The sequence below is a fragment of the Pseudomonas sp. B7(2017) genome, from assembly GCF_002112745.1.
In the GTDB taxonomy this organism is placed as follows: Bacteria; Pseudomonadota; Gammaproteobacteria; order Pseudomonadales; family Pseudomonadaceae; genus Aquipseudomonas; species Aquipseudomonas ekonensis.
Window position 1 is genome coordinate 267,372 of sequence record NZ_NEIP01000001.1, and the last position, 22,442, is coordinate 289,813.

Below are 22,442 nucleotides of genomic sequence, written 5' to 3' on the forward strand. Positions count from 1 at the left end.
CGCCAACGGAAAAAAAGGATTAGGTAAAAGTACAAATGACAGAGCCAGTGAAAGTTAAAAAGTGGTCTTACCCGATAAAGATTGGTGGTGCGGGTGGCACAGATCCACAGCGGTATTACGCGGCCTTAGCGAAGGCGCAGGATGGTTATTACCCACTTGGTAGCAATGGCTTGTGGCATGGCGGCGTGCATTTTGATGAGGCTTCCGGATTAGTCTCTGCACAGAGCGAGGTACGCTGTATCGCTGATGGGCAAGTAGTTGCCTATCGTATCGATGACACCTATCCAGCCACGGTATATACGGATCGCACCGCTTTTGCTTCGACAGGCTTCGTGCTGGTAAAGCATCTCTTGGAGATGCCCGCCCCCCCTACACCTTCTGCCGACTCGGGCGCCGCTCAGGCTGCGGGCCCAATATTGACGTTTTATAGTCTCTATATGCATCTGTTGGACATGGAAGGCTACAGGACGAAAACACCCATGTTGGAACGGCCCTCATACTGGGTTAATGGTGGCTATCAGGTAAAAGCGAGTGTAAGTGATCCCGTCGAGGGTTTGAACGTACGCGCCGACCTCCCAGGGACAGCGGGCTACACCGATATTCTGACTACATTGCCCCGTGGCACTACTGTTACAACGGGAGTCGCAAGTACAGATGGAAAATGGCTAAAAGTTGTCAGTGTGGCGCCAGAAGCTGACCAATCCGCAGCTATAGGCGGGTGGGTATTCAAAAACCAAATGAACAGTAAAGGCGTAAATGAATACCTGATTGGCGAACTAGCGAAAAATATCCCTTCTAATCAAGCTAAGGGTTTGAGAGTGCGTAGGACTGGTTCGACTACCGGTGAGGTTATGTCGATACTGCCTGCTGGCACTCAAGTTGAGATTAGCCAAGAGGGAGCGGTTGGAAACTATCGGAAACTCGTAAAGGTCGTAAGTGGAGCACCGATCCCCGCACTTGCCACTGATGAGAACGGAAATGTTGGCGGTTATGTATGGTTACCTTCACTTGAGACCAAGACCGAACCCAAAGATCTGGGAAAGGTTGTTCTGCTCGATAATCCAGTAGCTATTAAGGCTGGAGCGTTAGTGGGATTTGCCGGTCATTATCAGGAACACGATGAGGGAACGGCTCGTAACTTGGTTCATGTAGAGGTTTTTACATGCGAAGAGATTGAGAGCTTTGTTTCTCTTAGTCGAAACAAATCCGCTACCTTGCCTACGGATCAAAAAAGACTTATAAAAATTTATAAAGGTACAAAGTTAATTACCCATCGACCAGATATCAACGCGACTAACCCACCACAAGTGAGCGATGCCGGTTTAGTAATTGGATATGATTTGATCATGCCACTTGGCGTGCTGGAGGCATTGCCGGCTTCAAAAAAAATTAGGCAGTCGGTAACAACTCCTGGGGTGGGTTCAAGCCCAGCTACGTCAAGCACTATTCGTTGGTGGCATCTTGAGGGGGTTCTGGGTGACGCACATGGTAACTCGATTAATGGATGGCTAGGCGAGAAAGATCTGATTACCACCCGCCATAATCCATGGGAGTGGGAAGGATTCCAATTCATCGAAGAGAACAGTAGTAACGCTGAGCATCTATCCTCATTTCTACATGATCGTGATCTTCTTACCGAAGAAGAAAAGGCTACTTTTGTCCCGATGGCCAGTAAGTCGACTAAAGGGCCGGTAAAGGAAGGCTTGTATGACATTATTGATGCTGACAAGAACGATAAGCTGACAGCTACGGAAATACAGGCGGCACTTGCAAAGCCTTGGTTTGCGCAATCTATATCGCAGCTTATTACTAAGTGTGAAAGTGAGTGGTTCTATGAAGCGGCCAAATGGGATGCGTTGGATGGATTAATGGGGCATTCAGAAAACGTACCCAATTTAAACTGGGTTGCGCAAAAAAAACGAATCAAGGAAATGTCGTGGTGGGAAGAGGTGGCTACGAAGGAGACATTGAGCCCAGATGGTAAGGTTTGGCATATGCATCCTGTTGGGGTGATAGGGAATTTTAACACCAAAAAACAATGTGATTGTAACGTTGTTGTTAAAGTTACCCGCTGGGGCTCTCATTACGGACCTGTAGTGTGGGGAGAGGTAAAACTTGGGGATGTACCTCAGTGGGCTGATTTTGAAGCAGCTGGTAAAGTGACGGCTTTTGAAAAGAAAGTTATTGCCGTTATGTGTGAAAATGAGGGGAAGATCAATACAGTTCAGTCCTATGATAGTGAGCTAATTTCTGCGGGCGCGATGCAGAAAACCGTGAACCCTCAGGGTGAAGGTGAATTTCCAATTCAAGTGAAATCATTTAAGGAGCAGTACCCTGATGAGTTTGCTGAGCTTTTTGAGAACCAAGGATGGTATTTGGATTTAAGCGCTGATAAACCTAAGATGTATTACAAAGATCCTGAATTCGCCAATGGCGAAAAGCTTGAGCGAGCTGAATTAAAAAGCAAATTGAGAGTCGGGTGCGGAGAGTCAACATTTGGAAATGTTATTCAATGTAAGCCAGTCTCTGTTTTGGCTTGTGCAGTGGGGTCTCCTTCTTTTGTGGAGCTTCAAATTTCAGATTTTATAAAGCGCTTGAAAGAGCTGCAGTCAAAAAAACCAAGCTCTTACGACTTTACAGTTGGGCAATTATTTTTATCGACCCTCGGACAGGCTACAGTTCTGGATGAGCACGTTAACCGTCCTGGTAACGTAGCGGAAAATCTTAAGAACGCTTTAGATAGATTTTTCTCAGAAAATCCCACTATCAGTAAGAATGTAAGTACATGGGGAAGTAATCATGCTAGTTATGAGCGGAAAATTACTGATATTTACGGCCCGGGTCGTACTGGAATGACAACTCCTAATGTTAGATATGCGAAGCTAAAGGCGGCAGTAAATGTTTAATAGATATTCTCTCGTGATTTTATTTTCGGCTTCGCTTGCTGGAGTAAGCTATGCCGATACACAGTCGTTAAAAATTGTCGGCTATAATGAAAGTGCTTTAGTCTTTGATAAATATAATGAAGATTTTGGAGGGTGGGGTGACGTTCAATATCGGAGCGAGAAATATGGATTTAGTATGTATTCGCTACCGAAAAAGCTAGAAGGTTTCGAGGAGGGGGTTGTAGCAAATTCAGATATAAACCGTTTATCAGCTGATAAAAAGTACGTGGTGGTTCAGCGAACTAATGCAGCGGAAATGGTTGATGGGGACGGAAATAAAATCGTCTCTTCGCAGGCATATTGCGATATGATTTCGCTAGAAACCGGATGTATAGAAAATATTGGCTCGGTACAACAGTGCGATGGTCAGTGGATAGATAATAAATGGAAGAGTACTCGGGGAGAGTTTTTTGAGTTTTCAAAAGGGGGTGTCCCTCCGAGAAAGCTACTTTCTGAAGCGGTTGGCTTGACTGAAAAAGACTCGCGGGCGAATTCGCTTAAGGACTCTTTATTTATGGGGGTATCTTCTTATTTTACGTGCTATCCTCCTGGAAAAAACATATCTGAGTATAATGATATTGCATTCTATCTTGCTCAAGGTGGTGAGCATCTTTTAGCGATGCAGATTTATAATTATTTGTTGCCGATTGCTGAAGATAGAATTCCATTGAAGTTAAATGCTGCCGACTCCCTTTGGGCTCTAGGTAGGCATGAAGATGCAAAGAGTTATTATGCCAAGTATCGTGACGCAATGATAAAAAAAGGTTTGGGAGATAAGGTTCCTGAGAGAGTTGTTGGGCGTTTGAATTAGTGGTTATGCCATTGCTTGTTTAGAAAAGGTGACTGTTGGAAAAGGTGACAAATTTATTTGTGGTGCTGCGCTCAGCGGCTTTGATTTTGGTGCGGCGTTTAAATAGATCTGTTCCGTGTATTTAGAATCAAGCAGGTTCTAGTTTGCTGTTGGATTTTTGCGGATGTCAAGGGATTATGAATTTTAGATTTAGTCTTGTTTTGGCTTTTTCTTTGCTGTCTTCGGTTGTGAAAGCAGAAGGAACTATGGTTGCAACCGTGCTTCAGGCCGATTTTTCCAAGGATCCGGAAGTACGGCTGCTCGTGAGGGTTGTAGACATGGGATGGGGGCCGGATGCTCCGTCCATGGCCCTTCGTAAAGAGTGTCTGGCGAGGGTGAAATCGTCTGACCGTCCCGGCCCGGACCCATGCTTTTCGATTGAAATCACCGAGAGCAAAAAGCAACGGGCCATTGTTCGGCAAACGCTGCTGAATGATCCTCAGCGCTCAACCGACCCGATCTATCTGGAAATCGTCTACCAATCTGAAGTCAGTGCAAGCGATCCGACCAATCATTACGGGCGCTCTGCCTGGCTGAAAGTTGAAGAGAACGGTTTCTACAATTGGAACAACGAAACCAAACAGGCGTTGGCGGATGTCGTGTGGCCAATTGCGCCGAGTGGGACGCTTGATCTGGTTGTGACGGATACGGATGCACTGCTCAACCTCGTTTACCGGGAGCGCATGGAACGGTTGGACGAAAATGCACAGAAAGGCCTGAGGGAAACCCAAAGGGCCTGGATGAAATTTCGAGACGCGGAGTGTTTGCCTGAGTCGAAATCGTATAAATCGGTTTTCGGGGAATGGTCGAGCTCCTGCTTGATCCGCGCGACGATAGAGCGAGCCCGTCAATTGGCTATGGCTCCGGACAAGAGCAAACAGTGAACTAAAGCGTTTGACCAGTAGGTTTATGGAGTGAGGAAGTTGTGAGGAAATTGGGACAGGTTCATTTGTTGCTTCATGGATGAGTATGAACAAACTTTTCTTTCTCTCTTTTGCGCTATTCCCTTTAGGTGCTCAAAGCGCAGTCACCACCGAATCACTTTGCTTCGAACTTACCCAATCGAGCCCGGTAAAATTCGAACTCCGAACCTACTATGACGACGCCAGCAAATGGTCTGGTGGTTTTGTGAAGTACGCCAAATCCAGCGAACCCATTTCCATTGTGTTGGCTGATTCCAAGAGCGAAATCCTCGACCCGGACGCGCCTTGGCAGTACACCAGAACTTGGTTTGAAGTCGCCAAAGGCAAGGTCACGGGGACTTATGAGTTGATGACGCAAGGCTCACAGATCGTGTCGATGTCTTACACAAAGCAGTCCAACGGCAAGGTATACAGCTTCGGAATCAATACCAGCATCGACTCCTCTCCGGAGTCCGGATGCAAGTGGGAATAGAGATTGAAAGGGGGGCAGATTTATTTGGCTAAAAGGGTGTTGTGATGAAAGTTTTGTTTATGCTGGTCAGTGGTTTTTATTTTATTGCGTTCTTTTTGCCAAATGCTCAATCAGAATCTTTGGATAGATGTGGTGTTTTAATCCCCGAGATTCCCGGTTTTAAGTTGAGCGTGAGAGTCGAGGGTGGTGTGTGCTATGGCGAACTTATTTCGAGTGTCAATTTAAATCCAGATGTTTTGACAGAAGAAAATATTTTCCTGATTGAGCCTGTCGAGTTTGAAAGGAGCTTGGCAGCATCCGGCCGGTTCGATGGAAATGGTAAATATATTTACAACTACGCCGCGGATGATTCGTTTTAGCAGAGACTGGAAACAGGAACAGTAGATTTTGCTAATTTTTCAGTATCGGGTTCTGCCGAAGTCAAGGTACTAATATCTCCTTTCATGCTCTGGAATTCTGATGATGAAGTTGCCGCTGCTGAGAGAAAATTCTCTTTGGCACAGAATGGTCTGTTGTTCGACTGCTTTTATGGGTTGAAAGGTATAAAAGGTGTGACAGTAAATTTTTCTGCATGCGTACCTAGGTCAAATCTAAAAAGTGATCCCAACTTGGTTGGTATTAAAGAGTCATTTGAGGCTATGAAGCCTAGCAAAAATTAGTCAAACAAAGTGCAAGGATGGCAAAAGGGAGGTGTTTATTGATGAGAGCTTTGTTTAAATCTGGATTGCTAATTTCATTTTTTCTATATTCGATAGCTTCGTTTGCTTGTGATGTCCCCGAGAGTAAAGCTTACCACTCGATCTCAACAAAAGGCGGTACGATTGTATTTGATCTAGTCCCAATAGAGAGTGAGGCGAGTGGTGACGGATCAAGTAGTCAAAAGGGGATTGATGTTAGCTACATTGATTGTGTGAGTAAGGCTAAGAGGCTGGTCGGACAATTGCCGTATTTGGCAGATACAGGGCAAGTGCGCGCGGCTTTTTTTGTTGATATAGAAGGTAGCTCTGAAAGTGAACTTTTTGTAATTCATAGTGTGGGGATACACTCTGATACCGGAGTTAAATACTCTGGCGAGTACTATAGTGTGCATGTGTACAAAAAAAGCGAAGATGGTTACTCAAGAGATGAGCGTATTTCCAAGTATTTTGGTGAGGGTGGAGATATATTGAATGATGATTACCAGGGGTTGTTGTACGCGTTTCCCTACAAGGATCAATTGTCTGTTATTAATAAACTTGCTACTCCGGCATTTTCTAAATGGAATGAAGGCGTCCCCGTTCAACTGACGATAAACAAAAAGGCCAAAATTTATAGTTCTCCTGTTTTTGACGATGTCACGCGTATGTATTTGATTGCCGGGGACAAGGTTCAGCAGGAGGCTGTTGAGGCTGGATGGCTCTCGGTCATGTTCAAAACACCGAAAGGTAAAGAAATTCGCGGATGGATCTTGTGTGGTGATGCTGATGGATGTTGATGTCGCGGAGTTATGAATAGAGCGAACACATGCGATCAAAAACTCTAGCAGCATCACTGCTCGGCTTGCTGTGGGCGATGCCGGTGCTAGCCGAAACCACTACGTTCAGCCCAGCCAAAGGCGTCGAGGCGACGCTGGTTCTCGGAGGCTCCACACTGAACGTCACGGTTAAAGGCGAAGCGCGTAATGAGTCGCGGACAATCGATTTTGAAGCCGAAAACGAACTCCATGTGCAGGTCGATGATTTCAATTTCGACGGCGCCCAGGATTTCGCGGTCTGGCAGCTTGATGACGGCATGGGCACTTACGGCTACTCTCGGGTGTTCATTTACCACGCCAAAAGCGGCACCTTCGAAGAGTTGCAGCCGGACTGCGGCGATGGCTTTGTTAATTTGCGCGTCGACAAAAAGCGTAAAGCGTTGCTCAGCACCTATTGGGACATGAACATACCCAAGCAATGCATCACCCGGTTCGCCAAACGCAAAGCCTGAATGACCCAAGGAAGAACGCTGTGAAACGTTTTGTTTTTGCCCTGCTGGCCGTGCTGCTGCCTGTTTCAGCGGTGTACGCGCAGGATGACTGCAGTCATGTCACCTCTAGCCTGGAAATGGTGCCCTGCTCGGAGGCGGCAAAAAAGGCTGCCGATACGCAGTTGAATGTCAGCTACAAACAATTGATGGCGCGGCTTGAGTCTGATTATCGAGCCGATCCGGCATTGGGCGCGGAGTACGCGGCGAAGGTTAAAGAGTCGCAACGTGCGTGGCTGAAATTGCGTGATGCGAACTGCCCCTTGGAAGCATTCGAGATCGAGGCGGGGGTGCCGGCGCATGTGTTTGCGGTTAACTCGTGCATCGCCAGAATGAGCCGCGAGCGCTCGGTTTATCTGGACAAGATCGCGCCTGGACAACCTGAGCAGTCAACCGATAAAAGCGCTGCGTGCCCAGCTGACGACTTCATGCCGTTCCTTGCGGCATTTTCTGCCGATAGCCAATCTCAGCGCAGGTTCACGGCGATGACGGTCAAATCGCTCGCGTTGAAACCGACAGTCGAACCCGGTCGTTTCGAACCGATCGTTATGGGTATGAAGGGTGCCGAGTTGGGTTATCCGTTAATGGCACCCATCCCCTCCCGCGAGATTCCGGGAGTCAAGATACAAGAGCTCGACGATAGCCACTCCATCGTTGTGGATAAGCGCGCAGGTTGGAGCCACGTTAAAGTCTTCAATTTTTCGCGGCAGGCCTGTTGGGTGCTTGAGGGCGTTGAAGACTGGTCGATCAGTGATAAAGATCTGGTCGTTGCGAGCAAGCCCAAGCTGAGCAAGGAAGAGAATTTCTGTTACCAACGTGCCGAGGCGTTCGAAGCGTTGGGGGCTCCGGAAGATCAACCGCTCACGGTCGAGTTGTTTGAAGCCACCTTGGAAAATCTGTTGTGCGCAGCACGCTCTGGAGACCCACTCGCCAGTTACAAAGCGGCCATTCTGAGTCTCTCGGGTATGGCGCCGCAGGTGCCGACAGACACGCTGGAGTCTTTATTCAAAGCAGCAGCCACTACGTTGCCCAGCGGTGCGATGGGGCTTTCTGAGTTTTACTGTGACGGCAACGAGCTCACCTCCGACGGGCCCTGCAAAAATCCCGCGCTCGCAGAGCAAGCACTGATGGGCGCCGTGAAAATGGGCAGTGCCATCGCGATCAGCAAGTTGGGATCAACCTTTGCGAGCGGCGAGTGGGGCACCCAAGACGCCTCCCGAGCCATGGCCTGCTATCAACTGGCTCTCGCCCAAGGCTACGAAGGGGCGAACTTCGGTCTGGAGCATCTGCAGAAGAACTACACCACTGAGATCAAACCCAGTTATTGCTTCTGACAGCCACCGAAGCCGTACGGTTTTCCTTTAAACTCCCCGCCCTCAAGGAACACGCTCAGGACACGGAATGCCAGTCCCCTCTTTCTCCCTTCGCCGCGCATGGGTGCTGTGGCTGTACGCCGCTGCGCTGGTGCATTTGCTCGCCGGTCTCACCCTGAGTTGGGCCGGTCATTCCGGTTTGCTTGAGGTTTATTTGCAAACCCTTGAACAGGTTTTCTGGGGCGCCGATGCAGTGCCTGTTGCCGCTCGTGAGCAACAGGTCTGGTGGCTCGCGTTGTTCGGGGCGACGCTGCAAAGCTACTCGCTGTTCATGCTTACCTTGGTGCACATTGGCAATCGCCTGAAAACCCCGCTGGCCTGGGGCGGGTTGATGGCCGGTATTGTTTTGTGGGCGCCGCAGGACATGTTGTTCTCCGCGCAAAAACAGGTGTGGTCGCACCTTTGGTTCGACTGCGCTGCGCTGCTCGTGCTGCTGCCGCCGTTGCTCTGGCTCTATCGCCACGACCGCCGAATTTCCTCTTCCCAAACTTCCTTGAGTGAGCAAAACCATGCCTGATTTTTCGTTACTGGATTGGGCGCTCGCCTTGCTGATTGCCCAGGCATGCCTGGGAGCGCTCGACACTCTATATCACCACGAACTGACGGTAGCGTTACCGTACCGCCACAGCGCGCGGCTGGAGTTGTCGATCCATGCGCTGCGTTCGTGTTTCTACGGGATCCTGTTTCTCGGCATGGCGCATCTTGAGTTCCATGGCGCGTGGGCGGTGGTCGTTGCGCTGCTGTTCGCGCTGGAGATCGGTCTTACGCTGTGGGATTTCGTGGTCGAGGATCGAAGCCGCAAGCTACCGGCCATCGAGCGCATCATGCACACGGTGCTGGCGGTCAACGGCGGGGCGTTCTTTGCGCTGTACGGCGTGCAACTGGTGCAATGGGCGAGTCTGCCAAGCGGCTTGAGCGCCGCCGATTTCGGCTGGAAAGGCTGGGTGCTGACGCTGTTTGCGCTGGGCGTGACTGCGTCGGGTATTCGCGATGGCCTGGCGGCGTTACGCATGCAGCGCGAGGGAAAACCCTCCAACCCGTTTGCCGGCGGTGCCTACAAACGTGTGCTGGTCACCGGTGGCACCGGGTTCATTGGTGAAATCCTGGTCAATCAGTTACTCGACGCCGGCCACACCGTCAGCGTGCTGGCCCGTGATCCGTTGAAAGCCGCTTACCTGTTCGACGGCCGAGCACGCTGTGTGCGCTCGCTGAGCAAACTCGGCTATGACGAAACCTTCGACGTGGTGATCAATCTTGCTGGCGCACCGGTCGCCGGCCCGCGCTGGAGTTCCAAGCGGCAGGCCCAACTGCTGGCCAGTCGGGTCAACACAACCGAAGCGCTGATGAACTGGCTGAAGAACGTCCGCCATAAACCCGCGCTATGGATTCAAGCCTCGGCCATCGGTTTCTACGGTGTACGCGATGCCAGTGAAAGCCTCGATGAACACGCCAGCAAGGGCGACGGATTCATGGCCGAGCTCTGTGCGCGCTGGGAGGCTTCGGCACAGCCCGCCACGCAGTTTGGCGTGCGTCAGGTGGTGCTGCGCCTCGGCGTGGTGTTCGGGCCGGGCGGTGCGTTGCTTCCGTTGCTGATTCCGTTCCGCTTGGGCTTCGGCGGTCGCATGGGCGATGGCCGGCAGATCATGAGCTGGGTGCACCGCGATGATGTGATCCAGGTGATCGCCCGATCCTTCCACGATGAAAATCTGCGTGGCACCTACAACATGGTCGCGCCCGAAGCCGTCAGCCAGGCAGCGTTCGCCGAGAACGTCGGCAAGGTTCTCAAGCGTCCGGTGTGGTTTCACATTCCCGCAGCGCCAGTGCGTGCGTTGGCCGGGGAAATGGCTCAGTTGTTCTTCGACGGTCAGCGTGTGGTGCCGCAACGTTTGAGCGAGGCGGGCTACACGTTCCGCTATCCGACCCTCGACGCCGCGCTGCGCGATCTGGCCTGAGGATCGCCCATGAGCAAGCCTGTGATGTACCTGCTGGCCGGCAACGGCAGTGCCGCCGATTGGTGGGATGACGCGCTGCCGCATTTTCAGCGGTACGACGTGGTGCCGCTGGAGTTGCCGGGCTTCGGCGCCAACCCGCAGCCCCCCTGCGAGGACCTGGCGGATTACGCCAAGACCTTGTTGGCGATGACGCAAAAGGGCAGCGCGATCATGGCCGTCGGGGTCAACGCGTTGCTGGTGCTGCATGCGCTGCAACGTCGGCCCGGGCACTTTTCCCGCAGTGTGTTGCTGGCGCCGGTGGGCGCCTTTTTGTGGCAGCGCCGATTGCCGGCGCTGATGTCACCGCTGCCGATCCGCAAGAGCATTCACTGGTTGCTGTCGAACAAACCCACGCTGTTCGCGCGCAAGTTCTCCAACCAGACCTGGACGCCTGCGCAATATCAGCGCATGGGCGCCGGTTATGCGCGCTGCCGTGCGTTTGTGCCGCACTGGGATCTGATCCGTGCCGACACCGCGCTGCCCTTGCTGGAGTGGATCACCGACCCGGTGGAACTGGTCTGGGGCGATCAGGATCAGGTGCTCGGCATCGAACAAGCGGCGGCATGGTCGGCGATTCTTGCGCGCGCGGACCTGACCATCAGCCTCAAACCCGGTTGGGGCCATTACCCGTGGATCGACGCGCCCGCGCCGTTTGCGCAGTGGCTGGAGTCGGGCGAGCGCGGGTTCGTCGCGCACACCAAGGGCGGGCGCTTGCGCCTGGCGGAACTGGCCCGGCAACCGGTGCCGGCGGCGCTGAGCCTTAACGATTGCAACGATTCGCGTCTGCCGGCCTTCCTCGCCAGGGAACCGCAGGCGACCTGGGCGGTGCGTTCCTCCAGTTATGGCGAAGATCAGGCCGACTCGGCGAATGCCGGTTTGAGCACGACTTACCTGCGCGAGCCGGCCGCCAACGTGCCGGCGCGCATTGCCGAGCTGACTGCCGAAGGTGTCGAGGAAGTGGTGGTGCAGCGCTTCATCACGCCGCAGGTGTCGGGCATCGCGTTTGTGCGTCATCTGTCGGTGGAGCTCGAATGGGTTGAAGGTCATCTGGAATCGTTGGCCGATGGCCAGGTCAGCCCGGAGCGGGCGACGCTTTCGCGGCTCGGCGACGCCTGGCGCAGCGGCACATTCACGTCCACTCATGGGTTGACCGAAGACGCGCTGTGGCGCTTTCTCCAGGATGTCTTGCGGGTGTTCCACTACATGCCCGGCGATGTCGAATGGGCCTGGGACGGCGCGCAACTGTGGCTGCTGCAATACCGGCCGATCAGCGACTACGGCTGGCGCCGGCACCTGACGGCCGCCAACATCGCCGAGATCCTGCCGCCGCAACCCAGCGTGCTGGTGGAGTACGCCCAGCGCCGGGCCGCTGCGAGCATTCCGGCGATCATGGCTCGTTGGGATGCGCGGGTGCTGCAGGACAACGAGCCGTTCACGGCTGTGTTTGGCGGCGCGTCCTACATCAACAATGACCTGTTTCTCGCACGGTTGGCCGACTGGGGCATCAGCGCAAGCAGTTACGCCGGTGAAGTCGGCGGCGCGACCCCGCATCTGCCGTGGCGACCGCTGCGGATGTTGCGTTCGCTACCGTTGTTCCTGCGCATGCAGCGTATCGCCCGCGGGCATTTGCTGAGCCTTGAGCACGGCTTGCAGCGCTTCGACCGGGAGCTGACCGACCTCGTCACCCAAGGGGCTGACGGTCAGCGACTGGCCGACTGGTTCACCCGGTTTTATGTGTTCGTGGTGCAGGGCAATCTGTGCATCGCCACGGCGCTGGCCAGCAGCGGCGGGGACTGGCTGGGCCGACCGCCCACCGCTTACGACAACTTGGACAACAGCCCTCACCGACTGCCGTGGGAGACCGACCCGGCCACACCTCGGCCTGCGTCGAACGAACTGCCGCTGCAGGCGTTCCCGCAATGGTCAGGGCTGATCCGCCTCGCCCATTCGACCGGCCTGCCGGGCCTGCGTGGTTACTACCTGCAAGTGCGCGAGTGGTATCGCGACAACCTGATGCGCATCTTCTTCCGCCTGCATCACGCTATGCCTCTGGCGGATCGCGAACACTGGTTTGCGCCGCACCCGGACATCCGCACGCGCGACGGCAGCTTCTGGCAGGACGGCCGCGAAGGTGCCGAACAGGCTACCGGATTCATGATTTACCCGGGGCAGGTGCGGGGCATTCTTGGCGAAGACATTTTGCTGGAAGACACCCTCGATCCGGGGCGTCACGCGCACTATCAGGCCGCGCGGGCGGTGATTGCGCGGATGGGTGGGCGGTTGTCGCATGGTTCGACGTTGTTGCGGGAACTGCGCAAGCCGTCGGCGGTGATGCCGCAGGTGGATTTGGCTTGGGTGGGGTGTGAGGTGGTGTATCGGGATGGTGAGCTGGAACTGATGAATTCGAAGGATGAGAAGTGAAACGACTGCTGGTGTTATGTGTGAGCGTTTTCAGCAGCCCTGACCATTGAGCAGTCGGAAAGTCCCTCGGTGAAAAGGATCGTCTATGGCCAGCCTTAAGTGGGTGATGATTGTCGTGAGCCTGTTTGCCTCAGCCAATGCTTTGGCCGAGGACACCCAGATTGTCGGGGTGGGCGGGCATGTATTGACGCTGAAGGACAAGAAATGGGGCAGGCCGGCAGCGGAGACAGCAGTCGCCTCGTTTACCGCGAATGGCAAGACTTTCCCCCTCTATGTTGCCGACGTTGGTACCGAAGCACACGACAGTGGGCTAAGTCCTGACAAGAAAACAATGCTGATCCTTCAGACGCTGTATGGCGTTGTCGTTGGTCAAGAGGGTGAAGAAATCCCGACTGAGGAGACTGGCTGCGGTGTCGTTTCGATGGAGACCGGTTGCGTACTGAGTCAGCATGCAGCCAGGTTTTGCTACGGCAAGTGGGAGGGCAATCGATGGGCCTCCGGTGAGGGGGAAGTTCTTGACCTTGCCTTGACGACACCTTCTCCAAAGGAGTTGCTGAAGCAAGTCTCAAGTATTGAGGTGCCGCAATCCCGCGTGGAAGAACTCACATTCAGTCTTCGCACAATAAGCCCAGACGCCTATATGGCTTGCCACCCACCGGCGCGCAATGTTCAAGCTTTCAACGACCTGGCCTACTACTTGGCCGAGGGCGGTAAAGATGAGCTGGCGCTGAAGTTTTATCGCGGCGTTGAGGCGGTCGGAAAACGCACGGTGCTGATGTTGAATATCGCCGATTCCCTCTGGCGCCTTGATCGCAAAGACGAAGCGCAGCGCTATTACAGCCAGTACCGTGACGCGATGAGTGCGGATCGCAAAGCGCAGAAAATTCCAAAACGTGTCGTTGAGCGAATTGCAGATCAGGAAATGAGAAATTGAACAGGATTGTTCGTTTTATCGCATTGAGCCTTGGGTTTATTCCCACTTCATACGCGCTCGCTGCGCCGCACGTCCTCAAGGAAATCCCGGCAAGCCTGCTTGGCGATGCATCACGGCAGAACGTTTTCGTTCTTGCGGGTGATGCAGATGGGGCTTCCAACCGGTTATTGATCGCACCTGTGCAAGCGCGCAATGAGGACATTTTGCTCGATACGTCCAAGGCGTTGCCTCTGACCAAGAGTCAGTATTCGTCTGAGCTTCTGGACAGTTTCAGCGTACGGGTTCTCAAAGGGCGGTCTGCAGCCATGACGGTTGTGGATCCGCAAGAGGAGGAGGTTCTGGTCAAGCAGCGATTCGTTGAGGCTGGGGACTACATTGCGCTGGTGACCAACGAAGAAGGCAACACGGTTTTCAACTTCAATCTGTTGTTCGCCTACAACAAGGGCTCAAGGCAATTTGAACTTAAAGAAGTGCTGCAGTTGGTCAGCAACGATTCCTGTGATCGCTCGCTGGTGAGCGTATCGGAATTGCCGTTAGGGACATTGGGCCCAATTACCTTGGCTTCCTTCAACGGTCTCGAGGCTCTTCAAAAGTTACGGGCTGCTAACGTCAGTCAACCTGCGGGCGGCTACAAAAAACTGATGACGGTCGATTCCGCTGACCTGCTGGACAGAGCGCTGGCAGCGTATCGAAAGGGTGATAGCGACTCCTTCAAGGAAATGATGAGTTATACGGTGATGGGAGATGACGCTCATGGTGCGTGTTCTCCGGAAAGCTACATCGTCAAAAAGTACTACTACCCGCAGCATCCAGGTTGGTCCAATGACCTCGGGTTTCTGCTGGGCGAGGCGGGTTACTACGCGGAGTCTATTCAACTGCTGAATGCGGTGATTGCGCACAACCCGGAGCGGACAGTGGCTTACCTGAATCTCGCCGATGGCTATTGGGGTGTGGACGATAAGCAGCGTGCGTCAGTCGCGTACAAGCAATACGCATCGCGAATGTCGGAAGCGGGAAAGGCTTCGAGGATTCCTCCCAGAGTGTCGGAGCGCAGCGTGGAAGCCCCCGAATCGTGATTGCATTCGTAGATTGATCAATAGGGAAGTGACTGGACTTGAACTGGATATTGAGTCGTATCTGTTTGCTCGGCGTCATGGCCGGCTTGTTGATCCAGCCGGTATCGGCAAGTGACCCGCAAACCATTGGCCAATTGCATCCGCCGGTGGTGGCTTCGTTGGGTGATCAAAAGATCACAGTGTTTTTTTTGAAGAACAATTTGAAGGGCCATGTGACTGGGGTTCACGTGCCGGGCGCCGAAATTTTCTACTCACCCGTGAATGCAAAGACACCCACGCTGAATTACGTATGGAAGCTTGAGGGCGAGGAAGTCGTATCAGTATTTTTCTACGTCCGAAAGCAGCCGGAGTTGGCAGGGAAGTCCATGTACGTGCTGACGAAAAGCAAAAGGTCGTACGGCGGTTTCGAGGGATATGACTATTCAGTGATAGAGCTGCCGCTCCGGAAAAGCGGCGACGAATTGTCTTTGCATTTTTTCCGTGGTGACCCGCCTGATCCTGAACTGCAAAACTGCCACGACGGCACCGATCCGGAGACGGGCCAGAAGGTGGTGTGTGCTTACAAGGATGCCGCGAGCGTGAAAAAGCGTCTTGCGGAACTTGATGGGGGCGCAAGTCAGGATCAAAAACAGCAGGATGGGCTGAGTCGTGAAACTCCTGATGCTGCAGGGGGCACGGCTAATACTGCCTGTCCCTACAGCGAGTTTTCAGCGTTTCTTACAGCCTTTTCCGAACGCGCAGAAGTGCAAAAAGCATTTGCCCAACAGCCGTTGCAACTGGTCACCACCGTACCGGGCGATCCCGAGCCGGGATTGGAAAAACGCAGTGTGAGCGGTGATCAGATTAAGTTTCCGCTCATCCCCGGTCGCGAAAAGCGCGATGCCGAGGGCCTGACGTTGACCGTCAAGGAAGTGCAGGGCAACAGTGCCACGGCAATTCTGCAGAAGCCGGATACGGACTATGTGTTCGAGTACCGGTTTGTTCGAGGGGCGTGCTGGGTGCTTGAAGAGGTTTCGGACTTTTCGCTTTAGCGCTTTGGCATTCATCTGAACCGCCACGTAGATTTGTGGCTATCCGTACCGCTTAAGGAATGATCGGTTTGAAGTATTTGTCTGTGCTGCCTTTGGTTGCGCTATTGCTCTGTCCTTTGGCTGCCTATGGGGAACTCACATCCGAGGTTCGCTGTTTTCGTTCGTCGGAAGGCAAGAACATCAATTTTGAGTTCAGGACGTATCACGACTCCGTGTCCATATGGGGCGGGGTGGGTGTCCGGTATAGGCAGTCCAAGCGATTTATTACGCTTGTGCATCGGAACACCGAGCAAATAATCCTGGCAGAGGATCGACCGTATGAGTTCACGACGACTTGGGTGGAGGTCTCCGAAGGTGCTCTAACAGGTGAATATGAGATGGTCAGTCAGGGTGCCCGTGTCTACAGCATGGTCTACACGAACTACAAGTCTGGGAAGAAGTACTCATTCGAGGAAGATTTCGGTATAGATTTTTCACCTGAGACGGGTTGCCAGTGGTGATCCCGGAACCATCAGAAAAGGGGACTCAACGTCCCCTTTTTTCCGCCCACGATCCAGCTACGGCCTGACCTGATACTCCCTGAACTCAATGTGATCGATTGTGCCTTCCACCATCAAGCGCACGCCATCCGCCATTCTGCTCAGGCCCAGTGCCATCGAGCGGCGGGGGCCGTCGAGTTCGTCGGCCAGGTTGGCGGCGATGGCGCTGATGCACAGGAGGTCTTCGGAGGCGTTGGCCATGAGGGCTTCGGCGTCGGCGTTGGGGCAGAGGATGAACAGGCCGCCGAGGCGTTTGGGACGCGCGGTGGCGGGTTTCAAGTGGTGGTCGAGGGCGCGTTCGGCGGCTTCGTGGAGTTTCCTTGAATCAAGGGATTCGTAGGGGGAGGTTTCTGGTGTTGCGGGGGGATTGGGTGTTGGTTTGAACATCGTGATTTCACCGAGTTATGGAGCCGCCATCACTTCGCTTGCTTCGAAAGGGTGGCAGCTGTGCATAGGTGTGCAAGACCGGACTCGGTAACCGGCAGACCCGAAGGTCTCCCACACACAGCCGCCATAACGATTCGCGAGCATAGGAAAATGCTTGGTGAATAGCCATAACCGGATGAATGACGAGTACGGACTTGCACGTCCGAGTCACCGATTTTGCGGCGACACACAGAGGCTATCGACGAACCGCTAGCCCGCCTAGTTCATGGGCATCCCGGCGTTTTGAGGGAAATTTCCTATAGGTTTGCGAGGCGCAAGATCAAAAGATCGCAGCTTCGGCAGCTCCTACAGGGATGTGTTTCAACACGTGTAGGACGCGGGGTTGGAAATCGTGACTTGGCAGTCATCATGCGAGAAAAGCTCGCCATCGTCTTGCAACGTCACTCGATAGTGGCGTTATCCCATGAATCCCTTACACTCCCCCAGCCGTTCATTTTCCTTTTGAGGCTGTGCGCATGAAATTTCGTTTTCTTCTGTGGATGCTGGGGCTGTTGATGGGCAAGGCCAGTCGGACCAATCCGGCGTTCCAGCAGCAGTTGGGTGACAAGGATCTGGTGTTTCAGCTGCAGACCCTGGACGGCAAGGTGGCGCGGCATTTCGTGGTGAAGGGGCAGCGCATCACCAGCAAGGCCGGGGCGGTGGCGGAGCCGGCGTTTGCGATTGCGTTCAAGGACGCGGCATACGGGTTTGCCACGATGCAGGCCAAGAACAAGCAGCTGGCGTTCATGCAGGGGATTCAGGACAAGTCGATTCAGCTCAAGGGCAACCCGGCGCTGGTGATGTGGTTCCAGGGGTTGACCAAGTATTTGAAGCCTAAGAAGGCCAAGCCTAAGGCTTGATGCGGTCAGGTAGACCGGGTTGGATTCATCGCGAGCAGGCTCGCTCCCACAGGGGTTGTGTAAACCCTGAGGGAGCGGGCCTGTTGGCGTTTAGGCCTGGCTGAACTGCGAAGCCAGTTCGCGCAGCAGGACTTCGGCTTCGAGGACTTTGCTGACGACGTCGTTGGCCTTGTCGCGGGTCAGGCCGACGCGTTCCAGCAGCGCGTCCGGGATGTCTTCGTCGGGGCCGGAGCCGATGCCGCGGGCGCGCAGCAGGCGCACGGCCAGGCACACGAGGTTGGGGTACTCGGCGTAGGCGCCGTCGTAGTTCGGGTCGTGCTGGAAGCGCAGGGCGGTGGCCAGTTCGTCGGGCATGTCCCAGTAGCGCATCAGCCAGGAGCCGATCTGTTCGCGGCTGATGCCCAGCAGGTGCTGTTCCACGAAGCTGTGGCACAGGTGCGGGTTGACCTCCAGGTGCCGGCAGATCAGCGAGAAGTGCGGCGGGAACACGTGGGCCAGCAGCAGGTAGCCGAAGTTGTGCAGCAGGCCGGCAAGGTAGGTCAGGCCGGCTTCAGGGCGCTGGGCGCGCGGCATGGCGCGGGTCAGGCCTTCGATGACGGCGGCGGTGTAGATCGACTGCTGCCAGTACGGCGTGGTGTGTTGCGGGTGATCCTTGGGCAAGCTCAGGGTCTTGCCGAGGGCCAGGCCCAGGGCCAGGTTGATCACCAGGTCGAAGCCCAGCACGCGGACGATGGCGTCTTCCACCGAGCGGATCTTGCCCGGCGAGGCGTAGTACGGCGACGCCGCCCAGCTCACCACTTGCGCGGCCAGCGCCGGGTCGGTCTCGACCACGCCGGTGATGTCGTCGATGGTGGCGTTGGGGTCGACCCGCAGTTTGATGATCTTTTGCGCGGTCTCGGCCAGCGGCGGGATCTCGATGGTCGCTTCCAGGCGCTGCTGGATGCGCCGTGCGGTGAACGCCTGCACGGCCTGGGTGATTTCCTCGCGGTCGTCGTCCGGGCGGTCGAGGTTGGGCCGGATGCTGCTCAGGGCTTCGCCGAAGTTGGCGGCGCTGGCCTTGGTCAGCATGGTCTTGAAGGCTTCGCTGGTGATCTCCAGCAGAACGCCCGGCTCGCCGGAGTGGATCAGCAGCTTGGGCTCGCGCAGCAGGCTTTCTTCGTAGAGGCACGGCGAGCTGGTCAGCGCCGGCAGGCCCGGCAGCAGGCTCAGGCTGTGCTTGCCGAGCATCTTGTCCAGGCGCTCGGTGGACACGGCGGTCAGGCGACGGCCGGTCAATTCGGCGAGGCGGTTGAGATCCAGCAACTGGCTCTGTGGGAACAGCACCATCAGCGCGCCGACGGCGTCGTCCAGCAACACGGCCTGCACTTTGCGCGAGGCGTTGAGGCCGTGGTGGTCGATCACTTCTTCGTAGGCGATGCCGAGTTTGTTGAGCAGCAGCCGAATGACAGACGGAGCGTGCGGGGTGTCGGGGGCGAGAGCAGCTTCGGTCATGGTCTGTATCCGTTTTTGAAACAATGGCAGGAGTATAACCAGCTTGGTCGTCGCGGGCTTTGAGAAACTGCGACGGTGCTCACACTTGGCCGTATTGCTGCCCGTGCCGCAGCCAGCGGTCGAGCAGCGGGCTGACGTGGGTGGGCCAGCGCTCCAGCAGCGCTTGCGCGGCGTCGCGCACGGCGGGCAGCAGGTCGGCGTCGCGCATCAGGTCAGCGACCTTGAATTGCAGCAGGCCGGTCTGGCGGGTGCCGAGCATTTCGCCGGGGCCGCGCAGTTCGAGGTCCTTTTCGGCGATGACGAAGCCGTCGTTGGTCTCGCGCATGATGCCCAGGCGCTGACGACCGATCTGTGACAGTGGCGGGTGGTAGAGCAGCACGCAATGGCTGACCGCGCTGCCCCGGCCCACGCGGCCGCGCAGCTGGTGCAGCTGGGCCAGGCCCAGGCGCTCGGGGTTCTCGATGATCATCAGGCTGGCGTTGGGCACGTCCACGCCGACCTCGATCACGGTGGTGGCCACCAGCAATTGCAGGTGGCCGGCCTTGAATTCGGCCATCACGGCGGCTTTTTCGGCGGGCTTCATGCGCCCGTGGATCAGCCCGACCTTCAGCTCGCCGAGGGCGGCGGTGAGGTCTTCGAAGGTGGTTTCGGCGGCCTGGCAGGTCAGCTCTTCGGACTCTTCGATCAGCGTGCACACCCAATAGGCCTGGCGGCCCTCGGCGCAGGCGCTGCGCACCCGCTCGATGACTTCGACGCGGCGGGTGTCGGTGACCAGCACGGTGTTGACCGGCGTGCGGCCCGGCGGCAGTTCGTCGAGGATCGAGGTGTCGAGGTCGGCGTAGGCGCTCATGGCCAGGGTGCGCGGGATCGGTGTGGCGGTCATGATCAGTTGGTGCGGGCACATCCGCCCGCCGACGCCTTTCTGCCGTAGCGCCAGGCGCTGCTGGACGCCGAAGCGGTGCTGTTCATCGATGATCACCAGGGCGAGGTTCCGGAACTGCACTTCGTCCTGGAACAGCGCGTGGGTGCCCACCACCATTGGCGTGCCGCCGGCGATCTGCTCCAGCGCGGCGGCGCGGTTCTTGCCTTTGAGCTTGCCGGCCAACCAAGCCACTTCGATGCCCAGCGGTTCGAGCCAGCGCTTGAAGGTGAGGTAGTGCTGTTCGGCGAGGATCTCGGTGGGCGCCATCAGGGCGACCTGATAGCCGGCCTCCAGCGCTTGCAGGGCGGCGAGGGCGGCGACCACGGTCTTGCCCGCGCCGACGTCGCCCTGGATCAGGCGCAGCATCGGTTCTTGCTGGCTGAGGTCGTAGGCGATCTCGTTGCCGACCCGCTGTTGGGCGCCGGTGGGGCTGAAGCCGAGGTTGGCCAGGTACTGCGCCGGCAGCCGCGTGGCCTTGGGCATGGCCGGGGCGCGCAGGGAGCGCAGGCTCTCGCGCAGGCGCTGCTGGGATAGCTGGTGGGTCAGCAGCTCCTCGAACGCCAGCCGGTGCTGGGCCCAGTGATGGCCGAGGGCGAGCTCTTCGACGTCGGCGTCGGCGGGCGGGTTGTGCAGGTAGCGGATCGCGTCGGCCAGCGGCGCCAGTTGGTAGTCGCGGGCCAGTTCGGTCGGCAGCCAGTCGGGCAGGCTGGACGGCTTGAGCAGGGTCAGGGTCTGCAGGCAGAGCTGGCGCAGGCGCTGTTGGGTCAGGCCTTCGGTGAGCGGGTAGACCGGGGTCAGGGTCTCATCCACCGGCGGCGGTTCGTCGCCGGTGATGGCGCGGTATTCCGGGTGGTAGATCTCCAGCCCCGACGCGCCGGGCCGGACTTCGCCGTAGCAGCGGATCCGCGTGCCGCGCTTGAGGCCTTCCTTCTGCGCATTGCTGAAGTGGTAGAAGCGCAGGCTCAGGCCGCCGGTGCCGTCCTGCAGGCGCACCACCAGGCTGCGGCGCCGGCCCATGACCACGTCGGCGCCGCTGACGGTGCCTTCGACCACCGCGTCCTGCCCCGGGCGCAACGCCCCGATGGGCACCACGCGGGTGCGGTCCTGGTAGCGCAGCGGCAGGTGGAACAGCACGTCCTGGAGGTTCTCCAGGCCGACCTTGGCCAGTTTCTCGGCCATGGCTTCGCCGACACCCTTGAGTGCCGTCACCGACACTTGCGACAGCTCGCCCATGACGCTGGCTTAACCGGCCGTGACCGCGGCGGCGGGTTTGGCCACGGAGCACAGGCGGATGGAGTCGGCGAGGATCTCGATGGCCTTCGGGCGCGGGAAGCTGGCGCGCCAGGCGATGGCCACGGTGCGGAACGGCACCGGCGCCGACAGCGGCCGCACTTCGATCACGCCGGGGGCGTAGTGGTGGCTGTCGACCGCCGACAACGGCAGGATCGACACGCCCAGGCCCGAGGCGACCATGTGGCGGATGGTTTCCAGCGAACTGGACTCCACCGTAGTGTGCTTGGCGCCGTCGTTGCCCTTGGTCAGGGTCGGGCAGGCTTCCAGCACCTGGTCGCGGAAGCAGTGACCTTCGCCGAGCAGCAGCAGGCTCTTGTCGTTGAGCAGGGCGGTGTCGATGGACTCTTTTTGCGTCCACGGGTGCTGGGCCGGCATCAGCACGTAGAACGGCTCGTCGTAGAGCGGCAGGGTCAGCACGTCGGCTTCGTTGAACGGCAGGGCGATGATGATCGCGTCCAGCTCGCCGTTGCGCAGCTTGTCGCGCAGCACGTGGGTGAAGTTTTCTTCGATGTACAGCGGCATCTGCGGGGCGACCCGGTGCAACTGCGGGATCAGGTGCGGGAACAGGTACGGCCCGACGGTGTAGATCGCGCCGACCTTCAGCGGGGCGGTGAGCTGGTTCTTGCCGGCCTGGGCCAGTTCGCGGATGCCCTGGGCCTGCTCCAGCACCTTCTGCGCCTGGGCGACGATGCCTTCGCCGACCGGGGTCAGGCGCACGGCGCTTTTGCTGCGCTCGAAAATCAGCACACCGAGTTCGTCTTCAAGTTTTTTCACGCCCACCGAAAGGGTCGGCTGGCTGACGTGGCAACGCTCGGCCGCATGGCCGAAATGCTGCTCTTGGGCGAGGGTGACGATGTAGCGTAATTCTGTGAGAGTCATGGCAAGCGTCCGTGG

At 56.5% G+C, this 22,442-nt stretch carries 19 protein-coding genes; 15 read left to right on the forward strand and 4 right to left on the reverse strand.

The features are described 5' to 3' along the window. Positions 1–35: 35 nt before the first annotated feature. From CAG29_RS28690 to CAG29_RS01305, 14 genes are all read left to right on the forward strand, one after another. The gene (locus CAG29_RS28690) at positions 36–2,906 is read left to right on the forward strand and encodes an SH3 domain-containing protein (RefSeq protein WP_256575510.1); all 2,871 of its coding nucleotides are present in this window, start codon (positions 36–38) and stop codon (positions 2,904–2,906) included. Further along, complete coding sequence (locus CAG29_RS01250) at positions 2,899–3,756, forward strand: hypothetical protein (protein WP_085579011.1); 858 nt, start codon at positions 2,899–2,901, stop codon at positions 3,754–3,756. The genes CAG29_RS28690 and CAG29_RS01250 overlap by 8 nt, the downstream gene beginning before the upstream one ends. Positions 3,757–3,932: 176 nt before the next feature. Further along, positions 3,933–4,679, forward strand: a complete 747-nt coding sequence (locus CAG29_RS01255) for a lysozyme inhibitor LprI family protein (protein WP_085579009.1) — start codon at positions 3,933–3,935, stop codon at positions 4,677–4,679. Between the two features lie 85 nt (positions 4,680–4,764). After that, positions 4,765–5,190 (forward strand): hypothetical protein, encoded by a 426-nt coding sequence (locus CAG29_RS01260; protein ID WP_085693868.1) that lies wholly within the window; start codon positions 4,765–4,767, stop codon positions 5,188–5,190. Positions 5,191–5,234: 44 nt separating this feature from the next. Continuing rightward, the gene (locus tag CAG29_RS28055) at positions 5,235–5,549 is read left to right on the forward strand and encodes a hypothetical protein (protein WP_139831335.1); all 315 of its coding nucleotides are present in this window, start codon (positions 5,235–5,237) and stop codon (positions 5,547–5,549) included. 341 nt (positions 5,550–5,890) lie between these two features. Further along, complete coding sequence (locus CAG29_RS01265) at positions 5,891–6,664, forward strand: hypothetical protein (RefSeq protein WP_085693779.1); 774 nt, start codon at positions 5,891–5,893, stop codon at positions 6,662–6,664. Between the two features lie 29 nt (positions 6,665–6,693). Next, entirely contained in the window at positions 6,694–7,155 is a 462-nt protein-coding gene (locus CAG29_RS01270) for a hypothetical protein (RefSeq protein ID WP_085693780.1), read from the forward strand. A gap of 20 nt (positions 7,156–7,175) precedes the next feature. Continuing rightward, a complete protein-coding gene (locus tag CAG29_RS01275; protein ID WP_085693781.1) occupies positions 7,176–8,525 on the forward strand; it encodes a lysozyme inhibitor LprI family protein in 1,350 nt (449 codons plus the stop codon). A 67-nt stretch (positions 8,526–8,592) separates the two neighbouring features. Next, complete coding sequence (locus CAG29_RS01280) at positions 8,593–9,081, forward strand: cell division protein (RefSeq protein WP_085578999.1); 489 nt, start codon at positions 8,593–8,595, stop codon at positions 9,079–9,081. Next, positions 9,074–10,516, forward strand: coding sequence for a TIGR01777 family oxidoreductase (locus tag CAG29_RS01285; RefSeq protein ID WP_085578997.1), 1,443 nt, complete (start codon positions 9,074–9,076; stop codon positions 10,514–10,516). The genes CAG29_RS01280 and CAG29_RS01285 overlap by 8 nt, the downstream gene beginning before the upstream one ends. Before the next feature lie 9 nt (positions 10,517–10,525). Continuing rightward, positions 10,526–12,976 carry an alpha/beta hydrolase gene (locus CAG29_RS01290; RefSeq protein ID WP_085578995.1) on the forward strand — a complete coding sequence of 817 codons (2,451 nt, stop codon included), beginning with the start codon at positions 10,526–10,528 and terminating at the stop codon, positions 12,974–12,976. A gap of 85 nt (positions 12,977–13,061) precedes the next feature. Beyond that, complete coding sequence (locus tag CAG29_RS01295) at positions 13,062–13,910, forward strand: type IV pilus biogenesis/stability protein PilW (RefSeq protein ID WP_085630221.1); 849 nt, start codon at positions 13,062–13,064, stop codon at positions 13,908–13,910. Next, entirely contained in the window at positions 13,907–14,986 is a 1,080-nt protein-coding gene (locus tag CAG29_RS01300; RefSeq protein ID WP_085693782.1) for a M48 family metallopeptidase, read from the forward strand. Before CAG29_RS01295 ends, CAG29_RS01300 begins: the two co-directional genes overlap by 4 nt. Positions 14,987–15,063: 77 nt before the next feature. After that, on the forward strand, positions 15,064–16,017 hold the full coding sequence (locus CAG29_RS01305; RefSeq protein WP_085655960.1) for a hypothetical protein: 954 nt from the start codon (positions 15,064–15,066) through the stop codon (positions 16,015–16,017). Between the two features lie 557 nt (positions 16,018–16,574). On the opposite strand, the gene CAG29_RS01315 is transcribed toward CAG29_RS01305, so the two are convergent. Next, positions 16,575–16,943, reverse strand: a complete 369-nt coding sequence (locus CAG29_RS01315; protein WP_085655895.1) for a DUF6124 family protein — start codon at positions 16,941–16,943, stop codon at positions 16,575–16,577. Between the two features lie 515 nt (positions 16,944–17,458). Here CAG29_RS01315 and CAG29_RS01320 point away from each other — a divergent pair. Continuing rightward, complete coding sequence (locus CAG29_RS01320; protein WP_085578985.1) at positions 17,459–17,842, forward strand: helicase; 384 nt, start codon at positions 17,459–17,461, stop codon at positions 17,840–17,842. A gap of 90 nt (positions 17,843–17,932) precedes the next feature. Here CAG29_RS01320 and CAG29_RS01325 read toward each other — a convergent pair whose 3' ends face one another. The 3 genes from CAG29_RS01325 to CAG29_RS01335 form a co-directional block, all read right to left on the reverse strand. Further along, a complete protein-coding gene (locus tag CAG29_RS01325; RefSeq protein WP_085578983.1) occupies positions 17,933–19,333 on the reverse strand; it encodes an aminoacyl-tRNA deacylase and HDOD domain-containing protein in 1,401 nt (466 codons plus the stop codon). A 79-nt stretch (positions 19,334–19,412) separates the two neighbouring features. Further along, positions 19,413–21,488, reverse strand: a complete 2,076-nt coding sequence (gene recG, locus CAG29_RS01330) for an ATP-dependent DNA helicase RecG (protein ID WP_085578981.1) — start codon at positions 21,486–21,488, stop codon at positions 19,413–19,415. A 9-nt stretch (positions 21,489–21,497) separates the two neighbouring features. Next, positions 21,498–22,427, reverse strand: coding sequence for a hydrogen peroxide-inducible genes activator (locus CAG29_RS01335; RefSeq protein WP_085578979.1), 930 nt, complete (start codon positions 22,425–22,427; stop codon positions 21,498–21,500). Positions 22,428–22,442 lie beyond the last annotated feature (15 nt).

Excerpts from the sequence above, each read along its gene's own strand:
- CAG29_RS01290 (WP_085578995.1), top strand. The coding sequence starts at position 10,526 with ATGAGCAAGCCTGTGATGTACCTGCTGGCCGGCAACGGCAGTGCCGCC.
- CAG29_RS28055 (WP_139831335.1), top strand. The coding sequence starts at position 5,235 with ATGAAAGTTTTGTTTATGCTGGTCAGTGGTTTTTATTTTATTGCGTTC.
- CAG29_RS01305 (WP_085655960.1), top strand. The coding sequence starts at position 15,064 with ATGGCCGGCTTGTTGATCCAGCCGGTATCGGCAAGTGACCCGCAAACC.
- CAG29_RS01335 (WP_085578979.1), bottom strand. The coding sequence starts at position 22,427 with ATGACTCTCACAGAATTACGCTACATCGTCACCCTCGCCCAAGAGCAG.
- CAG29_RS28690 (WP_256575510.1), top strand. The coding sequence starts at position 36 with ATGACAGAGCCAGTGAAAGTTAAAAAGTGGTCTTACCCGATAAAGATT.
- CAG29_RS01255 (WP_085579009.1), top strand. The coding sequence starts at position 3,933 with ATGAATTTTAGATTTAGTCTTGTTTTGGCTTTTTCTTTGCTGTCTTCG.
- CAG29_RS01325 (WP_085578983.1), bottom strand. The coding sequence starts at position 19,333 with ATGACCGAAGCTGCTCTCGCCCCCGACACCCCGCACGCTCCGTCTGTC.
- CAG29_RS01260 (WP_085693868.1), top strand. The coding sequence starts at position 4,765 with ATGAACAAACTTTTCTTTCTCTCTTTTGCGCTATTCCCTTTAGGTGCT.
- CAG29_RS01265 (WP_085693779.1), top strand. The coding sequence starts at position 5,891 with ATGAGAGCTTTGTTTAAATCTGGATTGCTAATTTCATTTTTTCTATAT.
- recG (WP_085578981.1), bottom strand. The coding sequence starts at position 21,488 with ATGGGCGAGCTGTCGCAAGTGTCGGTGACGGCACTCAAGGGTGTCGGC.
- CAG29_RS01285 (WP_085578997.1), top strand. The coding sequence starts at position 9,074 with ATGCCTGATTTTTCGTTACTGGATTGGGCGCTCGCCTTGCTGATTGCC.
- CAG29_RS01270 (WP_085693780.1), top strand. The coding sequence starts at position 6,694 with ATGCGATCAAAAACTCTAGCAGCATCACTGCTCGGCTTGCTGTGGGCG.
- CAG29_RS01250 (WP_085579011.1), top strand. The coding sequence starts at position 2,899 with ATGTTTAATAGATATTCTCTCGTGATTTTATTTTCGGCTTCGCTTGCT.
- CAG29_RS01295 (WP_085630221.1), top strand. The coding sequence starts at position 13,062 with ATGGCCAGCCTTAAGTGGGTGATGATTGTCGTGAGCCTGTTTGCCTCA.
- CAG29_RS01315 (WP_085655895.1), bottom strand. The coding sequence starts at position 16,943 with ATGTTCAAACCAACACCCAATCCCCCCGCAACACCAGAAACCTCCCCC.
- CAG29_RS01320 (WP_085578985.1), top strand. The coding sequence starts at position 17,459 with ATGAAATTTCGTTTTCTTCTGTGGATGCTGGGGCTGTTGATGGGCAAG.
- CAG29_RS01280 (WP_085578999.1), top strand. The coding sequence starts at position 8,593 with ATGCCAGTCCCCTCTTTCTCCCTTCGCCGCGCATGGGTGCTGTGGCTG.